The organism is Massilia cellulosiltytica (assembly GCF_047325105.1).
In the GTDB taxonomy this organism is placed as follows: Bacteria; Pseudomonadota; Gammaproteobacteria; order Burkholderiales; family Burkholderiaceae_D; genus Telluria; species Telluria orientalis.
In genome coordinates this window covers 6,883,626-6,906,927 of the sequence record NZ_CP168562.1, presented here as the reverse complement: position 1 = coordinate 6,906,927, position 23,302 = coordinate 6,883,626, and the positions used below count along the sequence as shown (strand labels likewise).

The 23,302-nt window shown below is 62.0% G+C and carries 20 protein-coding genes; 16 read left to right on the top strand and 4 right to left on the bottom strand.

Annotated elements, in window-relative coordinates:
- Nucleotides 1-165: 165 nt before the first annotated feature.
- The gene (gene glmU / locus ACEN9H_RS30370) at nt 166-1,542 is read right to left on the bottom strand and encodes a bifunctional UDP-N-acetylglucosamine diphosphorylase/glucosamine-1-phosphate N-acetyltransferase GlmU (protein WP_413673139.1); all 1,377 of its coding nucleotides are present in this window, start codon (nt 1,540-1,542) and stop codon (nt 166-168) included.
- A gap of 28 nt (nt 1,543-1,570) precedes the next feature.
- Here glmU and ACEN9H_RS30365 point away from each other — a divergent pair, with 28 nt between their 5' ends.
- The 6 genes from ACEN9H_RS30365 to ACEN9H_RS30340 all read left to right on the top strand — a co-directional run bounded on the left by ACEN9H_RS30365 (nt 1,571) and on the right by ACEN9H_RS30340 (nt 6,579).
- Entirely contained in the window at nt 1,571-2,467 is an 897-nt protein-coding gene (locus ACEN9H_RS30365) for a DUF6279 family lipoprotein (RefSeq protein WP_413673138.1), read from the top strand.
- An 18-nt stretch (nt 2,468-2,485) separates the two neighbouring features.
- Nucleotides 2,486-3,127: a 16S rRNA (guanine(966)-N(2))-methyltransferase RsmD gene (rsmD, locus tag ACEN9H_RS30360; RefSeq protein ID WP_413673137.1), complete on the top strand. Its 642-nt coding sequence runs from the start codon at nt 2,486-2,488 to the stop codon at nt 3,125-3,127.
- A gap of 121 nt (nt 3,128-3,248) precedes the next feature.
- Complete coding sequence (gene coaD / locus ACEN9H_RS30355) at nt 3,249-3,749, top strand: pantetheine-phosphate adenylyltransferase (protein ID WP_036237176.1); 501 nt, start codon at nt 3,249-3,251, stop codon at nt 3,747-3,749.
- A 14-nt stretch (nt 3,750-3,763) separates the two neighbouring features.
- A complete protein-coding gene (locus ACEN9H_RS30350) occupies nt 3,764-4,027 on the top strand; it encodes a YfhL family 4Fe-4S dicluster ferredoxin (protein ID WP_413673136.1) in 264 nt (87 codons plus the stop codon).
- 336 nt (nt 4,028-4,363) lie between these two features.
- Nucleotides 4,364-5,926: a methyl-accepting chemotaxis protein gene (locus ACEN9H_RS30345; RefSeq protein ID WP_413673135.1), complete on the top strand. Its 1,563-nt coding sequence runs from the start codon at nt 4,364-4,366 to the stop codon at nt 5,924-5,926.
- Between the two features lie 50 nt (nt 5,927-5,976).
- Entirely contained in the window at nt 5,977-6,579 is a 603-nt protein-coding gene (locus tag ACEN9H_RS30340; RefSeq protein ID WP_413673134.1) for a chalcone isomerase family protein, read from the top strand.
- A 556-nt stretch (nt 6,580-7,135) separates the two neighbouring features.
- Here ACEN9H_RS30340 and ACEN9H_RS30335 read toward each other — a convergent pair.
- Nucleotides 7,136-7,333, bottom strand: a complete 198-nt coding sequence (locus ACEN9H_RS30335) for a hypothetical protein (RefSeq protein WP_160407078.1) — start codon at nt 7,331-7,333, stop codon at nt 7,136-7,138.
- 200 nt (nt 7,334-7,533) lie between these two features.
- Between ACEN9H_RS30335 and ACEN9H_RS30330 the strand changes: the two genes are divergently transcribed.
- The gene (locus ACEN9H_RS30330) at nt 7,534-8,514 is read left to right on the top strand and encodes a LysR family transcriptional regulator (RefSeq protein WP_056133791.1); all 981 of its coding nucleotides are present in this window, start codon (nt 7,534-7,536) and stop codon (nt 8,512-8,514) included.
- A 30-nt stretch (nt 8,515-8,544) separates the two neighbouring features.
- Here ACEN9H_RS30330 and ACEN9H_RS30325 read toward each other — a convergent pair whose 3' ends face one another.
- The gene (locus ACEN9H_RS30325) at nt 8,545-9,000 is read right to left on the bottom strand and encodes an Lrp/AsnC ligand binding domain-containing protein (protein WP_036171419.1); all 456 of its coding nucleotides are present in this window, start codon (nt 8,998-9,000) and stop codon (nt 8,545-8,547) included.
- Nucleotides 9,001-9,181: 181 nt separating this feature from the next.
- On the opposite strand from ACEN9H_RS30325, the gene putA reads away from it, so the two are divergent.
- Together putA and ald are read left to right on the top strand one after the other, a co-directional pair.
- Nucleotides 9,182-12,817, top strand: coding sequence for a trifunctional transcriptional regulator/proline dehydrogenase/L-glutamate gamma-semialdehyde dehydrogenase (gene putA, locus ACEN9H_RS30320; RefSeq protein WP_413673133.1), 3,636 nt, complete (start codon nt 9,182-9,184; stop codon nt 12,815-12,817).
- Nucleotides 12,818-12,920: 103 nt separating this feature from the next.
- A complete protein-coding gene (ald, locus tag ACEN9H_RS30315; protein WP_413673132.1) occupies nt 12,921-14,036 on the top strand; it encodes an alanine dehydrogenase in 1,116 nt (371 codons plus the stop codon).
- Here the strand turns inward: ald and ACEN9H_RS30310 are convergent.
- Nucleotides 14,006-14,803: a 5'-methylthioadenosine/adenosylhomocysteine nucleosidase gene (locus ACEN9H_RS30310; protein WP_413673131.1), complete on the bottom strand. Its 798-nt coding sequence runs from the start codon at nt 14,801-14,803 to the stop codon at nt 14,006-14,008. The genes ald and ACEN9H_RS30310 overlap by 31 nt on opposite strands.
- A 1,286-nt stretch (nt 14,804-16,089) precedes the next feature.
- On the opposite strand from ACEN9H_RS30310, the gene ACEN9H_RS30305 reads away from it, so the two are divergent.
- The 7 genes from ACEN9H_RS30305 (at nt 16,090) to ACEN9H_RS30275 (ending at nt 23,281) form a co-directional block, all read left to right on the top strand.
- Nucleotides 16,090-17,715 (top strand): GMC family oxidoreductase, encoded by a 1,626-nt coding sequence (locus ACEN9H_RS30305; RefSeq protein ID WP_413673130.1) that lies wholly within the window; start codon nt 16,090-16,092, stop codon nt 17,713-17,715.
- A 136-nt stretch (nt 17,716-17,851) separates the two neighbouring features.
- The gene (locus ACEN9H_RS30300) at nt 17,852-18,625 is read left to right on the top strand and encodes an ABC transporter ATP-binding protein (RefSeq protein WP_413673129.1); all 774 of its coding nucleotides are present in this window, start codon (nt 17,852-17,854) and stop codon (nt 18,623-18,625) included.
- Entirely contained in the window at nt 18,622-19,329 is a 708-nt protein-coding gene (locus ACEN9H_RS30295; protein WP_413673128.1) for an ABC transporter ATP-binding protein, read from the top strand. Before ACEN9H_RS30300 ends, ACEN9H_RS30295 begins: the two co-directional genes overlap by 4 nt.
- Before the next feature lie 20 nt (nt 19,330-19,349).
- Entirely contained in the window at nt 19,350-20,552 is a 1,203-nt protein-coding gene (locus ACEN9H_RS30290; RefSeq protein ID WP_413673127.1) for an ABC transporter substrate-binding protein, read from the top strand.
- A gap of 20 nt (nt 20,553-20,572) precedes the next feature.
- A complete protein-coding gene (locus ACEN9H_RS30285; RefSeq protein WP_413673126.1) occupies nt 20,573-21,457 on the top strand; it encodes a branched-chain amino acid ABC transporter permease in 885 nt (294 codons plus the stop codon).
- Nucleotides 21,458-21,467: 10 nt separating this feature from the next.
- On the top strand, nt 21,468-22,448 hold the full coding sequence (locus ACEN9H_RS30280; protein ID WP_413673125.1) for a branched-chain amino acid ABC transporter permease: 981 nt from the start codon (nt 21,468-21,470) through the stop codon (nt 22,446-22,448).
- Nucleotides 22,445-23,281 (top strand): alpha/beta fold hydrolase, encoded by an 837-nt coding sequence (locus ACEN9H_RS30275; protein ID WP_371764100.1) that lies wholly within the window; start codon nt 22,445-22,447, stop codon nt 23,279-23,281. Before ACEN9H_RS30280 ends, ACEN9H_RS30275 begins: the two co-directional genes overlap by 4 nt.
- The last annotated feature ends 21 nt before the right edge of the window (nt 23,282-23,302 follow it).

The window sequence follows — 23,302 nt, the reverse complement described above, 5'->3', positions numbered from 1 at the left end:
TTCTGAAACGATCAGGCCCGCCGGGATAACGCGGCGGGCCTGTGGATGACTTTGTGGATGATATTGTGGACGGGCAGTTGACATCCCTGTGCACAGGCAGTGGACCAGGCTGTGATTACCCTGTGTTTATGCCGTGGATTGCCTGTGCGTATATGGTGGACAAGCTTACTTCTTGACCTTGACCGGACGCGTCCAGTTCTCGATCGTCAATTGCTTCGGACGCGAGATCGTCAGCTTGCCGGCCGGCGCATTCTTGGTCAGCGTGGTGCCGGCGCCGATCGTCGCGCCCTTGCCGACCGTGACCGGGGCCACCAGCTGGCTGTCGCTGCCGATGAAGGCTTCGTCTTCGATGATCGTGCGGAATTTATTGGCACCATCGTAATTGCATGTGATCGCGCCCGCGCCGATGTTCACGCGCGAACCGACGTCGGCATCGCCCACATAAGCCAGGTGGTTCGCCTTGCTGTGCGCGGCGACCTTGCTGTTCTTGATCTCCACAAAATTGCCCACATGGACGTCCTCGCCCAGCTCGGTGCCCGGACGCAAACGCGCATACGGACCGATGATCGATTTTTCGCCCACGACGGCGTCTTCCAGGTGGCAGAACGGCTTGATCTGGGCGCCCGCGGCGACGGTCGCGTTCACGAACACGCTGTGGGCACCGATCGTCACACCGTCGCCGATAACCACGCGGCCCTCGAACACGCAGCCGACGTCAATGGTGACGTCGCGTCCGCAGACGAGTTCGCCGCGCACGTCGATACGCGCCGGATCCATCAGGGTCACGCCCTTTTCGAGGAGGGCGATGGCGATGTTCAGCTGGTGACGGCGCTCGAGCTCGGCCAGTTGCACCTTGCTGTTCACGCCGGCCACTTCCCATTCGGCCGACGGCTGGGCCGACACGACCGGTACGCCGGCCGCGACGGCCTGGGCGACGATGTCGGTCAGGTAATATTCGCCCTGTGCATTGTTGTTCTTCAGCGAGCCGAGCCAGGACGTCAGGTGACGGGTCGGAATGACCATGATGCCGCTGTTGATTTCCTTGATGGCACGCTCGGCTTCATTCGCGTCCTTCTCTTCGACGATGCGCACGATGTTGCCGTTCTCGCGGACGATGCGGCCCAGGCCGAACGGGTTCGCCTGTTCGACCGTGAGGATCGCCAGCTTGTCGTCGCCGGCGGCGTCGACCAGGCGACGCAGCGAGGCCGCCGTCGTCAGCGGCACGTCGCCGTACAGGACGAGCGTCGGCGCGTTCTCGTCGATCTGCGGCAGGGCCTGCATCACGGCGTGGCCGGTGCCCAGTTGCGGTTCCTGCAGGGCCGTATCGATCGCGACGCCGCCCTGGGCGGACCAGGCTTCAACCGCACTCGGCACCGCTGCGCCGCCGTGCCCGTAAATCACGCATAATTTACTCGGGCTCAGGCTGCGCGCCGTATCGATAACATGTTGCAATAGCGGCTTGCCGGCCAGTGGATGCAAGACTTTCGGCAGTGCGGATTGCATGCGCTTTCCCATGCCGGCGGCGAGGATGACTACGTTCATAGGCCGTTCTCAAAACGAGTTAAAAAAGATGAAAAAGTTTAACACGCCCCCTACCGTGTTCCTGCGGGTACGCATGCTGTTCCTGATCGCCTTCGTGGCGCTGCTGAGTGCGTGCAGCGCCATCCGCTTCACCTATAACCACGGTGACACGCTGCTGTACTGGTGGTTGAACGCGTATCTCGATCTCGACAGCGACCAGTCCGACTGGGTCAAGAAAGATATCGACAAGCTGTTCCAGTGGCACCGCACGACGCAGCTGCGCGATTACGCCGGCCTGCTGACCAAGATGCAGCGCCAGCTCGGCGACGGCAATGTCACGCAGGACGAATTGCTGTCCGACTACCGCGACGTCAAGGCGCGGACGGAATTGCTGGCCTTTAAAGCGCTGCCGGATCTGGCCGACCTGGCGATGTCGATCAAGCCGGACCAGATCGCGCAGATGGAAAAGAAGTTCGCGAAAAATAACGAAGACTTCCGCAAGAAATTCATGAGCGGCAGCGTCGAGGACCAGCATAAAGCCCGCTATAAAAAGGCGATGGAACAGCTCGAATTGTGGTTCGGCAGTTTCAGCCGCGACCAGGAAGCGGCACTCCGCAAGGCGTCCGATGCACGCCCGCTCGACAACGAGGTCTGGTTGCAGGAACGCGTACTGCGCCAGAAAAAAATCATCGTGCTGCTGCAGCGTATTCAGCGCGACAAGCTGAACAAGGAACAGACGATGGCGGCGATCCACGACCTGCTGCGCGACTTGTTCGACCGCATGGAGGCGCCGGAGCGCAAGGCATTCTTCGACGCCTATGTCGACAACACGTCGAAATTCATCCTGACGGCGATCCGCCTGACGACGCCGGACCAGAAAGCCCATGCGCAGAAACGCATGCAAGGGTGGATCAACGACTTTAACGCTCTCGCGGCCGGGAAATAAGATGCTATATTCCGCGCCATGCAAAAAAAGAAGTCCGCCCCTACCTACGCCCGCCGCCCGGGCCCGCCGCAGCAAGTCCGCATCATCGGCGGCGCCTGGAAGCGCACCCCGCTTCCCGTCCTCGATGCATTTGGCTTGCGTCCCACGCCCGACCGCGTCCGCGAAACCGTCTTCAACTGGATCAATCACCAGATGACGGGCGACTGGGACCGCGCCGACTGCCTCGATCTGTTCGCCGGCAGCGGCGCCCTCGGTTTCGAGGCGGCCAGCCGCGGCGCGCGGTCCGTCACGATGATCGACACCGTCGGCCCCGTCGTGCGCCAGCTCGAACTGATCAAGGACAAGCTCAAAGCCGATAACGTGCGCGTGCTGCGTGCCGATGCCCTGGTCGTGGCGCGCGACTTCATCCAGCGCGGCCAACGCTTCGACGTGATCTTCCTTGACCCGCCCTACCAGCAGGATTTCCTGGTGCAGGCCTTGCCGCTCTGCGCACAACTGCTGAACGAAGGCGGTCTCGTGTATGCCGAATCGGGCGAGCGCCTGCCGTTCGCGGAGACGGATGAGGCGGCCGAGGATGTCCCCGAATGGCTGCAGCCCTGGCAACTGGTCCGCGCCGACAAGGCCGGCATGGTGCACTACCACTTGTTAAAGTTGCGTTAAAACACCGCTTTTCTGGGCAAAACTGCTTAAACAATAAGCAAAAGAGGCCCCACCCCGGGGCGGCTGCCGAAATTTCAGGCATAATGCGCGTCTATTCAGGTGCATTCTCCAGGGAGCCGCAATGGTTGTAGCCGTTTATCCAGGAACTTTCGATCCGCTCACGCGCGGCCACGAGGATTTGGTGCGTCGCGCATCGGGTCTGTTCGACACCCTGGTGGTCGGGGTCGCCGACAGCAAGAACAAGCGCCCCTTCTTCTCGCTCGCCGAGCGCCTGGAAATCGCCAACGAAGTGCTGGGCCATTATCCGAACGTGAAGGTCGAAAGTTTTTCCGGCCTGCTCAAGGATTTCGTTCGCCAGCACGATGCACGGGTGATCGTGCGCGGCCTGCGCGCCGTGTCCGACTTCGAATACGAGTTCCAGATGGCGGGCATGAACCGCTACCTGTTGCCCGACGTCGAAACCCTGTTCCTGACGCCGTCCGACCAGTACCAGTTCATCTCCGGCACCATCGTGCGCGAGATCGCCATGCTGGGCGGCGACGTATCCAAATTCGTGTTCCCCTCGGTCGACCGCTGGCTGCAAAAGAAAATCGCCGACATGGCGGCCGCACCGAAAGCCTGAGGTCATATTTAGTCATGGCATTACTGATTACCGACGACTGCATCAATTGCGACGTGTGCGAGCCCGAGTGCCCGAATGACGCGATCTCGATGGGCGCGGAGTTCTACCAGATCGATCCGCATAAATGCACGGAATGCGTCGGCCATTTCGATGAGCCGCAATGCCAGCAGGTGTGCCCGGTCGCCTGCATTCCGTTCAATCCCGAATGGCGCGAAACGCGCGAACAGCTCCAGGCGAAATACGAACGCCTGACTGCCGAAAAGGCCAAAGCGGCCTGATCGCACAAGCCGGCCTGCGCCGGCTTTTCTTTTGGCGGTCCGCCATCCGCTACGCCTCATCCAATGATTGCATTCACAATAGATTCATTCATTATGCATACAATCATTATCCACGTTCCAAAACACAACACTTTTCGTGCACTGCATTGGTGCGCAACAATGCCGCGTCTTCGTTCGCGGGCAGATGACGCCCGGGGCCGGGATTGTGCTCTTGCAGCATTGAAATAGTTTTGAGTCTCTAATTTTGCCAAACACATCGGTGCTATATTTATCTTGCAAAATTAGCACGCTCATTCTTTTTTTTGGACGGAGAGACTCACAATAATGATTAGAAATATGAGTATCGGACAACGTCTGGCCATCGGGTTCGGGGTCGTCATTGCCTTGCTGGTGCTGCTGGCGGGGCTGTCATACGTCAGGATTGCCAGCCTGAACAAGGAAATGGAGACCCTGGTCAAAGTGCGTTATGCGAATACCGTCGCGGCCAACCATATCAAGGAGGACGTGAGTGAAGCGACCCGCAGCATGCTCAACGTCCTCATCATGACCGATCCGGACCAGATCAAGAAAGAGCTGGCGAACACGGAAGCGAGAAGCGCCAGCGCCACGGCCCAGGTCGCCGAGTTGGCCAGGAGCACGGGCGATGCCGAGGCCGCCGACATCCTGAAAGCGCTGGCCACCATCCAGAACAAATTCCTGCCGGCGCAAACGGCATTCATCAAGCTCGTCAACGAGGACCGCAAGGACGAGGCGATGATGAAATTCATGTTCTCGCTGCGCCCCCAGCAAACCCGCTATTTCGAACAACTGGACAAATTCGTCGCCTGGCAAAACGCCGCGATGCACCAGGCCGGCGCCGACACGGCCGCCGTCACGCAGCGCACGCAGATGCTCATTCTGGCGCTGACGACGATCGCGGCCGGGCTGTCGCTGGGCGTCGCATGGCTGGCCACGCGCAGCATCACGCGGCCGCTGGGCCAGGTGGTGGAGATCGCCCGCCGCGTCGCCGACGGTGATCTCACGAGCGACATCGCCGTCGACAGCCGCGACGAGGCAGGCCAGATGATGGAAGCGCTGCGCCACATGAACGCCAGCCTGATCCGCATCGTCGGCGAAGTGCGCACGAGCACGGAATCGATGTCCTGCGCGTCCGGTGAAATCGCCACCGGCAACCAGGACCTGTCGACGCGCACGGAATCGCAGGCCATGTCCCTGGCGCAAACGTCGAGCTCGATGCGGGCGCTGACCGGCACCGTGCAGCAGAATGCAGACAATGCGCGCCAGGCGAATCAACTGGCGGCCCAGGCGTCGGAGGTGGCGGCGCGCGGCGGTTCCGTCGTCGCGCACGTCATCGAGACGATGGGCTCGATCACGGCGTCGTCGAAAAAGATCGTCGACATCATCGGCGTGATCGACGGTATCGCTTTCCAGACGAATATCCTCGCCCTGAATGCGGCGGTCGAGGCCGCGCGTGCGGGCGAGCAGGGACGCGGCTTTGCCGTCGTGGCCTCCGAAGTGCGCAGCCTGGCGCAGCGCTCGGCCGCGGCCGCCAAGGAAATCAAGCTGCTGATCGGCGATTCCGTGGACAAGGTGCAGGAAGGCAGCACGCTCGTCGAGCAGGCCGGTGTGACGATGGCAGAGGTCGTCGAAAGCGTGCGCCGCGTCACCGACATCATGGGTGAAATCAGCGCTGCCAGCCTCGAGCAGAGCGCCGGGATCGCCCAGGTCAGCCGGACGATCGTCGCGATGGACGAGACGACCCAGCAGAACGCTGCCCTCGTCGAGCAGGCCGCAGCCGCCGCCGCATCGATGCAGGAACAGGCGCAGCGCCTGGCGCGCGCCGTCAGCGTGTTCAAGCTGCAGAATGTCCAACCTACCCTGGCGCTGGTCGCGGCCTGAACGGCGGCCACGATGTTGACAACGATAGCTTTCCCACCAAGGAGACAACCATGACTACCCGTAAATTTGCCATCAAGGGCCTGCTCGCAGGCGCCATTCTCACCGTGGCCGCCAGCCTGCCGGCCATCGCCGCCGTCGTCGACGTGAACGGCTACAAGTTCGACGACATGACGAAGGTCGCCGGCAAGGACCTGAAACTGAACGGCGCCGGCATGCGCACCAAATTCATCGTCAAGGTCTACGCGGCCGGCCTGTACCTGCCGGAGAAGAAGAACAACACGGCCGAGATCCTGAAGGAAGAGGGCCCGCGCCGCGTGACCCTGCAGATGGCGCGTGACATCTCCTCCGAGGATTTCGGCAAGGCCTTCATGGATGGCCTGAACGAGAACATCGACAAGGCGGAAAAACAGCGCATCGTGGCCCAGATCAGCAAGATGGGCGAGCTGTTCGCGTCCGTCGACGGCCTCAAGAAGGGAGACGTGCTGCACCTGGACTGGATTCCGGGCACCGGCACCCAGGCCGAGCTGAACGGCAAGAAGCTGGGTGGCCCGATCCCCGACGTCAACTTCTACAACGCGATCCTGCGCATCTGGCTGGGCGACAAGCCCGTCGACCGCTCGCTCAAGCCGGCGCTGCTGGGCGACGCCAAGTAATCCACTCGTTTTTCCCCGAAACGCGGCCCCGGGCAACCGGCGGCCGCGTTTTTTTTCGCCCCTCATTTTTTGACTGCGCATGACCCGGATTTTTGGATGAGGCGGGGTGCCAACCGGCACGTCGATGCCTCTGGCGGCGCGTCCATTCGACAGAATCGAAAGTTACCTTAACTCATAGATATGAACTGACCAATCATGAACTTCTCTTATCATGCGTTGATACCTACTAGAACTACGGTAAATCCATCTATATCTTATCGTTAGATGCAGTATTCGAGCGCCACATGGCCAATTCAGCGATATTCTTCATCTCTCATCAATATGATTCCTTTCTCTGCGAACTCGTCGCCAACTCATCAATTCATGAATCATCGATTTTTTGATACGCCGTTCATGTAGAGACTAATTGTTAAATGAAATCGGCAAAAAAACGCCTGACAACTCGAGCGACCACGAGTTACCGGCGGCGGGTAAGAGTAGGGGCGAAAAAAAAGCGGCGCCCGGTTATCCGGGCCCCGCTTTCGGGAAAGAAGCTGTGTAAACTAGACTGTAAGGATCAGTGCGATCCCACCGCTGCGGCCTGGGCACGCTGCCTGCGTGCCGCCAGTTCGCCCTTCGTCGGGCGCGGGCGCACCACCAGTACCAGCGCGCGTACGATGCCGACCAGCAGTGGGCGGAAGAACATCAACACGCCGCCCAGCAGGGTCAGCTGGACCATGCACAAGAGCAGTTGGGTGAAGGGCAAAGCCAGCACCGGGGTCTGGAAAAGGGTGTCGGAGAAGGACATGGGAAGACTAAGTAGCAAGCTGATCTATTCGTTCGATGTAACTATAGTGCAACGCAACATATAAATCTAATTACACTTGGTAATAGCTATTATATTGATCGTGAATGGAAATCGGGTACACTTACCGTACCGACAAACCATTTACTGCCAGTCCTGAACGGAGTCCCATGAGCTTCCTCACGCTTGATCTGAACCTGCTCCGCGTCTTCGACGCCGTCATGACCGAGCAAAACCTGACCCGCGCCGCCGGTCATCTCGCGATGACCCAGCCGGCCGTCTCGAACGCCATTAAACGCCTGCGCGAAAGCCTGGGCGACGAATTGCTGATCCGCACGGCCTACGGTGTGAAACCGACGCCGCGCGCGGAAGCGCTGTGGCCCGCCGTGCGCCAGGCGCTGGCCGCGCTGGAAGCGGCCGTGATGCCGGAAACCTTCGACGTTTCCAAGGCCCAGGCGACGTTCCGCATGGCGATGGCCGACGCCACTGCCGCCCTGTGGCTGCCTTCTCTGGTGCGGTCGATCGAAAAAGAGGCGCCGGGCGTCAACATCCGCATGGTGCCGCTGACCACGCGCGAACCGCGGCCGATGCTGCTGCGCGGCGACATCGACCTCGCCGTCGGCTTCTTCCCCGGCGTCGCGGCCCAGCTGTCGTACGAAACGGGTTCGCCGATCCGCCACGAGCGCCTGTATTCGGGAGAATACGTCGTCGTGATGCGCAAGAATCACCCGCTCGCACAGGGCACGCTCTCCCTCGACGATTATTGCAAGGCGAACCACCTGCTGGTGAGCTTCTCGGGCCGCGCCCACGGCCTCGTCGACGAAGCGCTGGCGCAGCTCGGCCGCGAGCGCCGCATCCTGTTGACCGTGAACCAGTTCTTCACGGCCGGCCGCGTGGTCGCGAACTCGGACCTGGTGACGGTGTTGCCGAAGCACCTGATCGCGTCGACCGGTGCGGCCGAACAACTGATCTGGCGCGAGCTGCCGTTCCAGCTGCCGGCCGTGCACCTGGACATGCTGTGGCACGAACGCGACGGCCGCAGTCCGGCCCACCGCTGGCTGCGCAAGAACCTGGAAAACCTGTCCGCCTCGGCGCAAAAGATGCTTCCGCAAAAGTCGGAAACGTCGGAAAAGATGGAAAAGATTGCCTGAGATACAACGCCCTGCCTGCCAGGGCGTTTTTCATTTGATGGGCAGCTTGGTCGTATTCTTGACTTCTTCCATCACCGCATACGTGTGCGTCTCGCGCACGCCTTTCTGCAGCAGTGTCTTGCCGAGGAATTCGCGGTAAGCTGCCATATCTTTCACGCGCGCCTTGACGAGGTAATCGAACCCGCCGGCCACCATGTGGCATTCGAGCACTTCGGGAATCAATTGCACGCTCTGCTTGAACGCGTCGAAGACTTCCGGGGTGGTGCGGTCCAGCACCACTTCGATGAACACCAGCAGCGACACGTCCAGCAGCTGCGGATTCAACTGGGCCGTATAGCCCATGATGTAGCCGGACTCGTGCAGCTTGCGTACGCGCTCGAGGCAGGCGGCGGGCGACAGGTTGACCCGTGCGGCGAGCTCGACGTTGCTGATACGCCCGTCGCTCTGCAGTTCGGCCAGGATTTTCTTGCTGATCTTGTCCAGCATGTGCTCTCTCTCCACTATAAATATTATTTGGTGAAATTCTCTCACCAAAAACTATCTATTGCTAGTCTTCTGTAAAAACAGAATTAATCCAGAAGATTTCCTTCTACAATCGAATCATTGATCCGCACTCCAGACCGGCGTTTGCCGGTGCTCGTCCTCATCCATTTTTTCCTGACCGTTCATGAACATTGCCGCCTTCCCGGCTTCCACCTACGTCCCTTTCGACGCCCTGCAGGCCGAAACCCGCCGCGAACAGACGCCGCTGCGTGCCGCGATCACCGCCGCCTACCGCCGTGACGAGACCACCGCGGTGGAATGGCTGCTGGCCCAGGGTGCCTGCGCCAACGCCGACGCCTACATGCTGGCGCACCGACTCGTGTCGGCCGTGCGTGAAAAACGTACGCGCTCGTCGGGCGTGGATGCACTGATGCACGAATTCTCGCTGTCGTCGGAAGAAGGCGTCGCACTGATGTGCCTGGCCGAAGCGCTGTTGCGCATCCCCGACACGGAAACGGCCGACCGCCTGATCGCCGACAAGATCAGCAAGGGCGACTGGAAAAAACACCTGGGCGAATCGCCGTCGCTGTTCGTGAACGCCGCCACGTGGGGCCTGCTCGTCACCGGCAAGCTCGTGTCGTCCAGCAGCGAGAAGGGCCTCGGCGCCGCGCTGACCCGCATGATCGCCAAGGGCGGCGAGCCGCTGATCCGCAAGGGCGTCGACCTCGCGATGCGCATGCTGGGCAACCAGTTCGTCACCGGCCAGACGATAGCCGAAGCCTTGAAGAACAGCATCGAGAACGAAACCCGTGGCTACCGCTATTCCTATGACATGTTGGGCGAAGCGGCGCTGACGGAATCCGACGCCGACAATTACTATGCCTCGTACGAAGCGGCCATCCACGCGATCGGCAAGGCCTCCAATGGCCGCGGCATCAAGGACGGTCCGGGTATCTCGATCAAGCTGTCGGCCCTGCATCCGCGCTACAGCCGCGCACAGTACGCCCGCGTGATGGGAGAACTGCTGCCGCGCGTGCGCAACCTCGTGCTGCTCGCTAAGGAATACAACATCGGCATCAATATCGACGCCGAGGAAGCGGACCGCCTGGAAATCTCGCTGGACATGCTGGAAGCTCTTGCTTTCGATCCATCTTTGGCCGGCTTCGAAGGCATTGGCCTGGTCGTGCAGGCGTACCAGAAGCGCTGCCCGTTCGTGATCGATTTCGTCGTGGACCTGGCCCGCCGCAGCGGACGCAAATTCATGGTCCGCCTCGTCAAGGGCGCGTACTGGGATGCAGAAATCAAGCGCGCCCAGGTCGACGGTCTGCCGGGCTATCCGGTGTACACGCGCAAGATCTACACGGACGTGTCTTATCTCGCGTGCGCGCGCAAGCTGCTCGCCGCGACGGACGTGATCTACGCCCAGTTCGCCACGCACAATGCACATTCGCTGTCCGTGATCTACACGTGGGCGAAGGCCGACAACGTCACCAATTACGAATTCCAGTGCCTGCACGGCATGGGAGAAACCCTGTACGACCAGGTCGTCGGCAAGGAGAATCTCGGCAAGGCCTGCCGGATCTACGCGCCGGTCGGTTCGCACGAAACGCTGCTCGCCTACCTCGTGCGCCGCCTTCTGGAAAACGGCGCGAATTCGTCGTTTGTGAACCAGATCGTCGACGAAAGCGTGCCCATCGACACCCTGCTGACCGATCCGTTCGAAGCCGCGCGCGCCGCGCACTGCCTGCCGCACCCGCGCATTCCGCTGCCGTTGACCCTGTTCCCGGACGGCCGCCGCAACTCCGCCGGCCTCGATCTCGCCAATGAACATGTGCTGGCCGAACTGGCCGCCGATCTCGGTACGCCGCGCCATTACGTGGCCGCACCGCTCGTCGACGGTCCCATCGCAGCGGCCGGTAAGCTGAACATCGTGAATCCCGCGCAGTCGGCGGACATCGTCGGCCAGGTGACGGAAGCGACCACCGCCGACGTCGATACCGCACTGCAGGCCGCCGTACACGCCGCACCGGGCTGGGAAGGCGTCGGCAATGCGGCACGCGCCGATATCATCGCCCGCGTCGGCGATCTGTTCGAGCAATACCGCGGCGAACTGATGGCCCTGGCCGTGCGCGAAGCGGGCAAGTCTCTGCCGAACGCGATCGCGGAAGTGCGCGAAGCCGTCGATTTCCTGCGCTACTACGCGGCCGAGATCCGCAATGCACCGGAAGCGCGCGCGCTGGGCCCGGTGACGTGCATCAGCCCCTGGAACTTCCCGCTCGCAATCTTCACGGGCCAGGTCGCGGCCGCGCTGGCCGCCGGCAACGTCGTGCTGGCCAAGCCGGCCGAGCAGACGCCGCTGATCGCCCACCGCGCCGTGCAATTGTTCCACGAAGCGGGCGTCCCGGCAGGCGCGCTGCAACTGCTGCCGGGCCGCGGCGAGACTGTCGGCGCCGCATTGACCGCCGATGCACGTGTCAAAGGTGTCATTTTTACGGGCTCGACGGAAGTTGCGCAATTGATCAATCGGACGCTGGCAGCCCGTGCCGCGCAGGAAGGCGCCGACATTCCGCTGATCGCCGAGACGGGCGGCCAGAACGCGCTGGTCGTCGATTCCTCCGCATTGCCGGAGCAGGTCGTGCAGGATGTGCTCAGTTCCGCATTCGACAGCGCCGGCCAGCGCTGCTCCGCCCTTCGGGTACTGTTTTTGCAGGAAGATATCGCGGACAAGACAATCAAGATGCTCAAGGGCGCCATGCAGGAATTGCGCGTGGGCGTGCCAGACCGTTTATCCACCGACATCGGCCCCGTCATCGACAAGGAAGCCCAGCAAAACCTGCTCGGCCACATCGAACGCATGAAGGCGACGGCGAAGCAGCATTTCTCGCTGGTCTTGCCGGACGTGTTGCTGTCGCAGGGGACGTTCGTGCCGCCGACCGTGCTCGAGATCGGCTCGATGAGCGAACTGAACCGCGAAGTCTTCGGCCCCGTGCTGCACATCGTGCGCTGGCGCCGTTCCGAGCTGGGCAAGGTCGTCGACACGATCAACGCCACCGGCTACGGCCTCACGTTGGGCGTGCATTCGCGCATCGACGAGACGATCGAATTCATCACGACGCGTGCCCACGTCGGCAACATCTACGTGAACCGCAACATCGTGGGCGCCGTCGTTGGCGTGCAGCCGTTCGGCGGCGAAGGCAAATCCGGGACCGGCCCGAAGGCCGGCGGTCCTCTGTACCTGAAGCGCCTGCAAAAGGATGCGGCACCGCTGCTGCGTCACGCACGCCGCAGCAATAACGCGCTGGACGGCCTGCTTGCCTGGGCGTGCGCGAACGGCCATGGCGACATCGCGAACCTGACGCACGGTTACATGGAAACGACCCTGGACGGCGTGCGCATCGACTTGCCGGGCCCGACGGGCGAGCGCAACCAGCTCGATTTCGTTCCGCGCGGTACCGTCCTGTGTGCGCCGAACGGCACGGCGAGCCTGCTGAACCAGCTCGCGGCCGCGTTCGCGACGGGCAACCGCGCGCTCGTGCTGGCGGAAACGCTGCCAGCGTTGCCGATCGCGGTCAAGGAACACGTGCGTTTCATTACCGCGCAGGAACTGGATGGCAGCGACTTCGCCATGGCCCTCGTCGAGCAGGGTCTCGCCGGGGATCTGCAGGCGCGGCTGGCGGCCCGTCCGGGCGCGATCGTCGGCATCGTCGACACCCGCTTGGGCGAACCGGTGGCGTTGTGGCGCCTGGTGGCGGAACGCGCCTTGTGCGTCAACACGACCGCGGCAGGAGGTAACGCAAGCCTGATGACGCTCGGTCTGTAATCCGGGTCCTGATGGCTGCGACGCCGCGGTAGCAGGTTCTTGACCTGCGCCGCGGCGTTTTGTTTTTGGAGATGTTTTTTGTAGGTTTAACCTGGAGGCAGACATGTTGATAGGCGTACCAAAAGAAATCAAAAACAATGAATTCCGGGTGGGCCTGACGCCCCCCAGCGTGCATGAACTGGTCGCGCGCGGCCATCGGGTCATCGTGCAGACCGGCGCCGGTGCCGGCATCGGGTTGACGGACGAGCAGTACACAGCCGCCGGCGCCACGCTCGTCGCCTCGGCGCAAGAGATCTTCGCGCAGGCCGACATGGTCGTAAAAGTGAAGGAACCGCAGCCGCAGGAATGCGCGATGCTGCGTCCGGGACAGATCCTGTACACGTATCTGCACCTGGCGCCGGATCCGGAGCAGACGGCGGCCCTGGTGAAGTCCGGTGCCGTGTGCATCGCGTACGAAACCATCACGGGCCCGGGCGGCGGTTTGCCGCTGCTGGCGCCGATGAGCGAGGTGGCGGGGCGGATGTCGATCCAGGCCGGCGCCAGCCACCTGGAAAAATCGAAGGGCGGCGCCGGCATCCTGCTGGGCGGCGTGCCGGGTGTGGCGGCCGGCCACATCGTGATCATCGGCGCCGGCGTCGTCGGCACGAATGCGTTGCAGATGGCCGTCGGCATCGGTGCGCGCGTCACCGTGCTCGACAAGAACGTCGACCGTCTGCGCCAGCTGGACCTCGTCTACGGCAACCGGATCTCGACCCTGTATTCGAACGCGCACGCGATCGAGGAAGCGGTGTTGTCTGCCGACCTCGTCATCGGCGGCGTGCTCGTGCCCGGTGCCGCGGCGCCGAAGCTCGTCACGCGCGATATGGTGTCAAAAATGAAAAAAGGGGCCGTCATCGTCGACGTGGCGATCGACCAGGGCGGCTGTTTCGAGACGTCGCATCCGACCACGCACGCCGATCCGACCTTTGTCGTGGACGGCGTCGTTCACTATTGCGTGGCGAACATGCCGGGTGCGGTGGCCCGCACGTCGACATTTGCGCTGAACAACGCGACGATAGCCCACGCCGTGGCGCTGGCGAACAAGGGCTGGCGGCAGGCGCTGCGCGATGACGTCCACCTCAAGAATGGCCTGAACGTCTGCGAAGGCAAAGTCACGTACGCGGCCGTCGCGAAGGATCTCGGCTACGACTACGTGCCGGCAGATACCCTGCTGGCCTGAGTGACGCCCGCTTTTTGCCACCCCAGGCAGAACTGCCTGACGATGTGAAAGGCATACCGCGCGGCGACGGATTTCACGAAACGCATCAAATCCGTCGCCGCGTGTTCGTCGGCGTTGTCGGAAATCGTCCGGATCACGCCGAACGGGATGCCCAACTCGAAACAGGCTTGCGCGACCGCGGCGCCTTCCATCTCCACCGCCAGCAGACCCGGCAATGCCCCATTCAACGCGTCCAGACGGCCCTTGTCGCTCACGAACTGGTCGGCGCTGGCGATCAGGCCTCGATGCAGCCGCGGCCCGCTGAGCGCGAATACGGCCCTTTCCGCGGGGTCGACGGCAAGCGCGAAGTCGTCTTCCAGGAAGCGGTGCGCCGCATCCGCCAGCTGCAACGCCATGTGGTGGTCGGACAGGAAGTGCGTCAAACCCGTCAGCGGCACTTCGTAGCGGGGGAACAAAGGACTCGCATCCATGTCGTGCTGGACGAGCGATTCGGCCACGACGATGTCGCCGACACGGATCGAAGCGTCTCCAGCACCAGCCACGCCCGTAAAGAGGATGTGGGTAACACCGAACTTCTCCACAAGCGTTGCGGTCGTCAATGCCGCTGCAACCTTGCCTATACGCGATAAAACACACACAGCGTCGATTTCCCACAGTCGTCCGACAAAGTACTCGCGCATGCCGTGCGTGAGCTTGTAGGGCCCTTCCATGGCCTCCACGAGCCCCTGCTGTTCTTCGTGCAGCGCGCTGATGATCCCTAATCGCATGTTTTCAGCCTGTTTTGGATGGGTTGACGAACGGTTTTGGCGGCTTGTTCACGCTGTTCCCGCTGTTTTTGTATTAATAAAACAAAGATATATATAAAAAATGGTAGTGATAGTAAACGCGTTCCTAGCTGTGGATAAGACGGAATTTGTCTACAGCGTCAACGGTTTACGTGCTTGCGGAGCGGCTGGACAAGCATTGTATCGATGCTGAACCGATGTTGGACAAAAACCGGGCGAGCAGAAAAAACGGTTGTTCTGCACATCTGCTCCTGTGGATATGCAGGGCTTTTTCCACAGTCGAGCCGATTTTTGTCTGCCGCCAGGACGTTCGCGGGTTGCGAACGCTGTTCCGGATGCGACCTGGGCATCACGTTCTTCCTGTAGACAAACGGCAGTCGAGCAGTGGTTGCATCGGCTTCGGTTGCGACGTCGGCATGACGTTCTTTCTGTAGACAGACGGCAGTCGAGCAGTGGTTGCGCTAGCTTTTTTGGATGTGATGGCGTTCAGTTTCTTTTTTTTTGCAGACAGAAGAGCGTTCGCGTCGTGCCTGCTTCGCCGTCGATCGCTGCCGGGCGAGTTGTCCTTCTTTAGTTAACTTGGATAGAAAGAAAGGATAGTAATGATAGTAAACGCCGGCTGAACTGTGGATAAACGGGATTTTTTCCACAAGCTCAAGGGTTTACGTGTGTCGAAAGCGGTCGAACAAACCTTGTTTCTGTCGAGGACCAAAACTGGAAAAAAAATTCGAGATCGACTTTCGTGGCAGTTCCGCACATTCGATCCTGTGGATATTCAGCAGCTTATCCACAAAAGGCCCGGAAACAGGGAGCTTGGGGGCCGTCGGCAGCTGGCCTGGTCGACGTCGGGCAGGTGTTGTGGTGATGGACGCATCCGGAGTCGGTCTTTTTTTTTTGTTGAGCAGAACGATGTCGGGATCGACGACGAAAAATTTTTTTCGACAGGGCCGTAGCTTTCAAGGCGGCTCGTCAGGTTTACAACCAAAAGCTTGTATACAGAATAATGGTAATAGTTAACGGTGCCACTCTTCTGTGGATAAGCCGGGTTTTTTCCACAACATCAAACGTTTACGGTTCGCATAAGCCGGTGGGCTGGTCTTGTATGTGCCTTGTGGCAAAATTGGATAAAAATTCGGACTGTGCGAAAAACCGATCTTCCTCACATTTCGTACCTGTGGATATTCATACGCTTATCCACAGCCCATGGACCCCTTGTTGAGCTTGATCATCTGGTAAGCTTGCTCAACCGAATCACGATGCGAGGGTCCATGGAGTCCGCAGGGGAATTCGATGTCATCATTGTCGGGGCCGGTACCGCCGGTTGCGTACTGGCCAATCGCCTGACACGCAGGCCCGACGTGCAGGTGTTGCTGATCGAGGCCGGCGGCAAGGACGATTACCTGTGGATCCACATCCCCGTCGGCTATCTGTACTGCATCGGCAATCCGCGCACGGACTGGCTGTATAAAACGGAAGCAGATCCCGGTCTCGCGGGGCGAGCGCTGATCTATCCGCGCGGTAAAGTCCTGGGCGGCAGTTCGTCGATCAACGGCATGATCTACATGCGCGGCCAGGCCGAGGACTATGACCGCTGGGCCGCCATCACGGGCGACGCCTCCTGGCGCTGGGATCAGGTCCTGCCCATTTTCAAGGCAAGCGAAGACCATCATGGCGGCGCCAGCGCCATCCACGGCAGCGGTGGCGAATGGCGAGTGGAGCGCCAGCGGCTGTCCTGGGAGATCCTCGACGCATTCCGCGAAGCGGCCCACCAGACGGGCATCCCGAAAGTCGACGATTTCAACGGCGGCGACAACGCAGGCTGTGCCTATTTCGAAGTCAACCAGCGGCGCGGCATCCGGCTGAACACGGCGAAAGCGTTTCTCCGGCCAGCTTCCACGCGGCCGAACCTGACGATCATGACGGGTTGTCATGTCGAAAAGCTGTTGATCGCGCAGACGGAGCAGGGCGCTGTCTGCCGCGGTGTGCAATTCACGGGCAGCGGCCGGGCATTCACGGCGACGGCGCGGCGCGAAACCCTGCTGGCCGCCGGTGCCATCGGCTCGCCGCACATCCTGCAATTGTCCGGCATCGGGCCCGCCGCTTTGCTGCATCGGCATGGGATCACCCCCGTCGTCGATGCGCCCGGCGTCGGCGAAAATTTGCAGGATCATTTGCAGCTGCGCATGGTCTACCGCATCACAGGCGCCCGTTCGCTCAATACGAGCGCCGCGTCGTGGTACGGCAAGATGAAAATCGGCGTGCAATATCTGCTGTTCCAGAGCGGGCCGATGTCGATGGCGCCGTCGCAGCTGGGTGCGTTCGCACGGTCCGATCCCGGCCAGGCGACGCCGAACCTCGAATACCACGTGCAGCCGCTGTCCCTGGAAAAATTTGGCGATCCGCTGCACGGTTTTCCGGCTTTTACTGCCAGCGTGTGCAACCTGCGGCCGACGGCGCGGGGGCACGTCCGGCTGGCGGCGAACGATAGTTACGCGCCGCCGAAAATATCGCCGAACTATCTCAGCACGCCGGAAGACCGCAAGGTGGCGGCCGACGCACTGGCGCTGACCCGGCGCATCGTCGCGGCGCCCGCGCTGGCGCAATACCGCCCGGAAGAATTCAAGCCGGGGCCGCACTACCGCACGGAGGAAGAACTGGCGGAAGCAGCCAGCCTCATCGGCACGACGATTTTCCACCCCGTCGGCACCTGCCGCATGGGAAAAATGGACGATCCGCTCGCCGTCGTCGACGGTGAACTGCGGGTCAAAGGCGTCAAAGGGTTACGCGTCGTCGACGCATCGATCATGCCGACGATTACGTCCGGCAATACGAATTCTCCGACCCTGATGATTGCCGAAAAGACGGCGGCCCTGCTCGACCGCACGTGGACATAGTGCGTTTTTGCACAACGGGTTTGCGCGCCGTCATGATGTAGCGCAGGGCGATCCGCCTGCCGCGTGCTGTATCTTGACGAGTTCCAAAAGTGTGTATGATTTGTAAAGCTTGAATGGACGAAAGCGGGGAGACGCAATGCCGGACGTCATTCTGGAAACACGTGATCTGACGAAGGAATTCAAGGGTTTTACGGCTGTCAACCAGGTGAGTCTGCAGGTGCAGCGCGGCCATATCCACGCGCTCATCGGCCCCAATGGCGCCGGCAAGACGACGTGCTTCAACCTGCTGACGAAATTTCTTTCTCCGTCCGCCGGCCGCATCCTGTTCAACGGCACCGACATCACCTCGCTCAAACCGGCGCAGATCGCGCGCATGGGCATCATCCGCTCGTTCCAGATCTCGGCCGTGTTTCCTCATCTCACCGTGCTGGAAAATGTGCGCATCGGCCTGCAGCGCTCTCTCGGCACCAGTTTTCACTTCTGGCGCAGCGAAAAGACCCTGAATAAGCTCGACGACCGCGCCATGGCCTTGCTGGCCGAAGTCGACCTGGAACAGTTTGCCGACACCATCACGGCCGACCTGCCGTACGGCCGCAAGCGCGCGCTCGAGATCGCGACGACGCTCGGCATGGAGCCGGAACTCATGCTGCTGGACGAGCCGACGCAAGGCATGGGCCACGAAGACGTGCACCGGGTGACGGCGCTGATCAAGAAAGTGGCGAGCGGCCGCACGATCCTGATGGTGGAACACAACATGAACGTCGTCTCCGGCATCTGCGACCGCATCTCCGTGCTGCAACGGGGCGCCGTGCTGGCGGAAGGCAGTTACGCGGACGTGTCGCGCAATCCGCAAGTCATCGAAGCGTACATGGGGAGCGCCGACAACAACCTGGCGGGAGCACACGGATGACGCCGGCACTGGAGATCGAGAACCTGCAAGCCTGGTATGGCGAATCGCACATCCTGCACGGCGTCAGCCTGACCGTGCAGCCGGGCGAAGTCGTCACCCTGCTGGGCCGCAACGGCGCGGGCCGTACGACCACCTTGCGCGCCATCATGGGCCTGACGGGCGCGCGCAGTGGGGCGATCAAGGTCAACGGCGTCGAGGCGATCCACCTGGCCACGCACCGCATCGCCCACCTCGGCATCGGCTATTGCCCGGAAGAGCGCGGCATTTTCGCATCGCTGTCGGCCGAGGAAAACCTGATGTTGCCGCCGCAGCTGGCCGGCCGCGAGCCTGGCATGAGCGTCGCCGAGATCTACGAAATGTTCCCGAACCTGGTCGAACGGCGCCACAGCCAGGGCACGCGGCTGTCCGGCGGCGAGCAGCAGATGCTGGCCGTCGCACGCATCCTGCGCACGGGCGCGCGCCTGCTGCTGCTGGACGAGATCTCGGAAGGGCTGGCCCCCGTGATCGTGCAGGCGCTGGCGAAGATGATCACGACCCTCAAGGCGAAGGGTTACACGATCGTCATGGTGGAACAGAATTTCCGGTTCGCGGCGCCGCTGGCGGACCGGTTTTACGTCATGGAACACGGCCGCATCGTCACGACGATCGCGGCCGCGGAGCTGCAGACCAGCATGCCGGCATTGACCGAGCTGCTGGGCGTTTGATCATCGACAACGGAGACCACATGAAAACAGCGATTGCCTTTGCCGCCGCCACCTTCGCGGCCGGTTTGTCCATGCCGGCACTGGCCCAGATCTCGGGCGACACCATCAAAATCGGCATGATCACGGATTTATCGGGCGTGTATTCGGACATCGACGGCAATGGCGGCGCCGAAGCCGTGCGCATGGCGATCGCGGATGCTGGCGGCGCCATCAACGGTAAAAAAATCCAGTTCATCGTCGCCGACCACCAGAACAAGCCGGACATCGCCGCCAGCAAGGCGCGTGAATGGTTCGACCAGCAGGGCGTCGACATGCTGATCGGCGGCACCAACTCCGGCGCCGCCCTGGCCATGGCCAAGGTCGCGGCAGAAAAGAAAAAAGTCTTTATCGCCATCGGTTCCGGCAGTGCGCAACTGACCAACGAACAGTGCTCGCCGTACACCGTGCACTACGCGTACGACACGGTCGCGCTCGCCCGCGGCACGGGCGCAACGATCGTGAAGCAGGGCGGCAAGAGCTGGTATTTCCTCACGGCCGACTACGCGTTCGGCCAGTCGCTGGAAAAGGACACGACCGACGTCGTCAAGGCGAATGGCGGCACCGTGCTGGGCAGTGTGAAGCATCCGTTGGGCGCGTCCGACTTTTCGTCGTTCCTGCTGCAGGCGCAGTCGTCGAAAGCGCAGGTGCTGGGGCTCGCGAATGCCGGCGGCGACTTCATCAACTCGGTCAAGGCGGCGAAGGAATTCGGCCTGACGAGCAAGATGAAGATCGCGGGCCTGCTCGTGTTCATCAACGATATCCACACGCTCGGGCTGCAGACGACGCAGGGGCTCTACCTGACGGACGCGTGGTACTGGGACATGAACAACGACAGCCGTGCGTGGGCGAAAAAATACTTCGCGAAGATGAAGAAGGAGCCGTCGTCGCTGCAGGCGGCCGATTATTCCGCTGCGATGAACTACCTGAACGCCGTCAAGGCGATCGGCACCGACGATGGTGACAAGGTCATGGCCCAGCTGAAAAAGACCAAGATCAACGACATGTTCACGAAGAATGGCGAGATCCGTCCGGACGGCCGCATGGTGCACGACATGTACCTGATGCAGGTGAAAAAGCCGGCCGAGTCGAAGGCGCCATGGGATTACTACAAGGTCGTGGCCACGATCCCGGGCGCCCAGGCGTACACGACCAAGGCCGAGACCAAGTGCGCGGCGTGGAAGTGAACCTGGCGTAAGCACGTCATATGGAAATTTTCGGCGTCCCCCTGCAGGCGATGATGAGCCAGCTGCTGCTGGGCCTGGTGAACGGTTCGTTCTACGCGATGCTGTCGCTGGGCCTGGCCGTCATCTTCGGCCTGCTCAACGTGATCAATTTCTCGCACGGCGCGCTGTACATGATGGGCGCGTTCGCCGCGTACATCGGCGTCACGTCGTTCGGGCTGAACTACTGGGCGATGCTCGTGCTGGCGCCACTCATCGTCGGCGCGTTCGGCATCCTTTTCGAAAAGACGATGCTGCGCTGGCTCTACAAGTTCGATCACCTGTACGGCCTGCTGCTGACCTTCGGCATCACCTTGCTGCTGGAAGGCGTGTTCCGTTCGTTCTTCGGCGTGTCCGGCCAGACGCTCGACGTGCCGGAAGCGCTGTCCGGCGCCACCGATCTCGGCTTCATGATCCTGCCGAATTATCGCGCGTGGGTCGTGTTCGCCTCCCTCGTCGTGTGCCTGGCGACCTGGTTCACGATCGAAAAAACGCGGTTGGGCGCCTACCTGCGCGCGGGCACGGAGAACCCGAAACTGGTCGAAGCGTTCGGCGTCAACGTCCCGTTGATGGTGACATTGACCTACGGCTTCGGCGTCGCGCTGGCGGGCTTTGCCGGCGTGCTGGCGGCGCCCGTCATCAACGTCACGCCGCTGATGGGGTCCAATCTGATCATCGTCGTGTTCGCCGTCGTCGTGATCGGCGGCATGGGGTCGATCCTCGGTTCCATCGTCACCGGCCTGGCGCTGGGCGTCATCGAGGGGCTGACGCGCGTGTTTTATCCGGAAGCGTCGGAAGTGGTCGTGTTCGTCGTGATGGTGATCGTGCTGCTGCTGCGTCCCGCCGGCCTGTTCGGTAAAGAAAAATGAGGCGATGACCATGAACAGAACACTCGGCTACGGCCTTGCACTGCTGGTGGCGCTGGCGGCCCCGTTCGTGGGCTACCCGATCTTCCTGATGAAGCTGCTGTGCTTCGGGCTGTTCGCCTGCGCCTTCAACCTCCTGATCGGCTACACGGGGTTACTGTCGTTTGGCCATGCGGCGTTCTTCGGCGGCGCCGGCTATGTCACGGGCCACGCGCTGGCGGTGCTCAGCTTGCCGTTCGAGGTGGCGCTCGTGCTGGGCGTGCTGGCGGCCGCGGCGCTGGGTTTCGTCATGGGGCTGTTGGCCATCCGGCGCCAGGGCATCTATTTTTCGATGATCACCCTGGCGCTCGCGCAGATGGTGTATTTCGCCGCGCTGCGCGCGCCGTTCACGCATGGCGAGGACGGGCTGCAGGGCGTCCCGCGCGGCCGGCTGCTGGGCAGCATCGACCTGGGCAACGACCTGACCTTGTACTACGTCGTGCTGGCGATCTGCGTGGCCGGCTTTGCCCTGATCGTGCGCACGGTGCATTCGCCGTTCGGGCAAGTCCTGAAGGCGATCAAGGAAAACGAGGCGCGCGCCATTTCTCTGGGTTACGACGTCGATCGCTACAAGCTCGTCGCCTTCGTGCTGTCGGCCGCGCTGGCCGGCCTGGCGGGCGCGACCAAGACAGTCGTGCTCGGCTTCGAGACGCTGACGGACGTGCACTGGACGATGTCCGGCCTCGTCATCCTGATGACCCTGGTCGGCGGCATGGGCACCCTCGCGGGCCCGATCCTCGGCGCCTTCCTCATCGTCGCGCTGGAAAATAAGCTGGGCGACCTGGGGAACTTCCTGGCCGAGAAGACGCATGTAGAATGGTTCGCATCACTCGGAGAATCGGTGGGCATCGTCACCGGCCTCATCTTTGTTGCCTGCGTGTTGTTGTTCCGCCGGGGTATCGTCGGCGAGATCGCGGCGGTGCTCCACGCTCCGGTTTCAAGGAGACGCACGTGATCGACGAATCCCTCATGCTGGACGTGAACGGCATCCGCATCCACACGACGACGACGGGGCAGGGACCGGCCGTGTTGCTCTTGCACGGTTTTCCCGACACGCACCTCGTCTGGCGCAAGCAGGTTCCCGTCCTGGCCGCCGCGGGCTTCCGCGTGCTGGCGCCCGACCTGCGCGGCTACGGCCGCAGCGACGCGCCGGGCGGCGTCTTCGACTACACGATGGACAAGTTGCGCGGCGACGTGCTGGGCCTGCTCGACGCCCTGCACATCGATAAAGTCTTCCTCGTCGGCCACGACTGGGGCGGCATCATCGGCTGGCAGATCGCTGCGCTGGCACCGGAGCGCGTGCACCGCTACGTGGCGATGTCCACCGGCCATCCGTACGCCATCGCCCGCGCCGGCATCCTGCAGCGCTTGCGCATGACTTATATCCTCGGCTTCATCATGCCGGGCATCGCCGAGCATACGCTGCGCGCCGCCGACTGGTTCATCATGCGCCAGTTCACGGACGAGCCCGGCCAGGCCGACCACTGGAAGCGCGACCTGTCCCCGCCGGGCCGCCTGACGGCCGCCCTGAACTATTACCGCGCCAACCTGAGTCTCGCCCTGCCGCGCGGACACCGCCAGGTCAAGGTGCCCGTGATGGGCTTGTGGAGCGACCGTGACCCGGCCCTGGGCGAAAAGCAGATGCGCGACTCTGCCCACTACGTCGACGGCGAATTTCGTTTCGAGCGCATCCGCGGCGCGGATCACTGGCTGCAATTGACGGCAGCCGGCGAGGTCAACCGCCTGCTGCTGCAATTCCTGGAAGAGGGGCGGGCGGCGGCCGTCTGAGTTTGTTGCGCCGCAACAAGG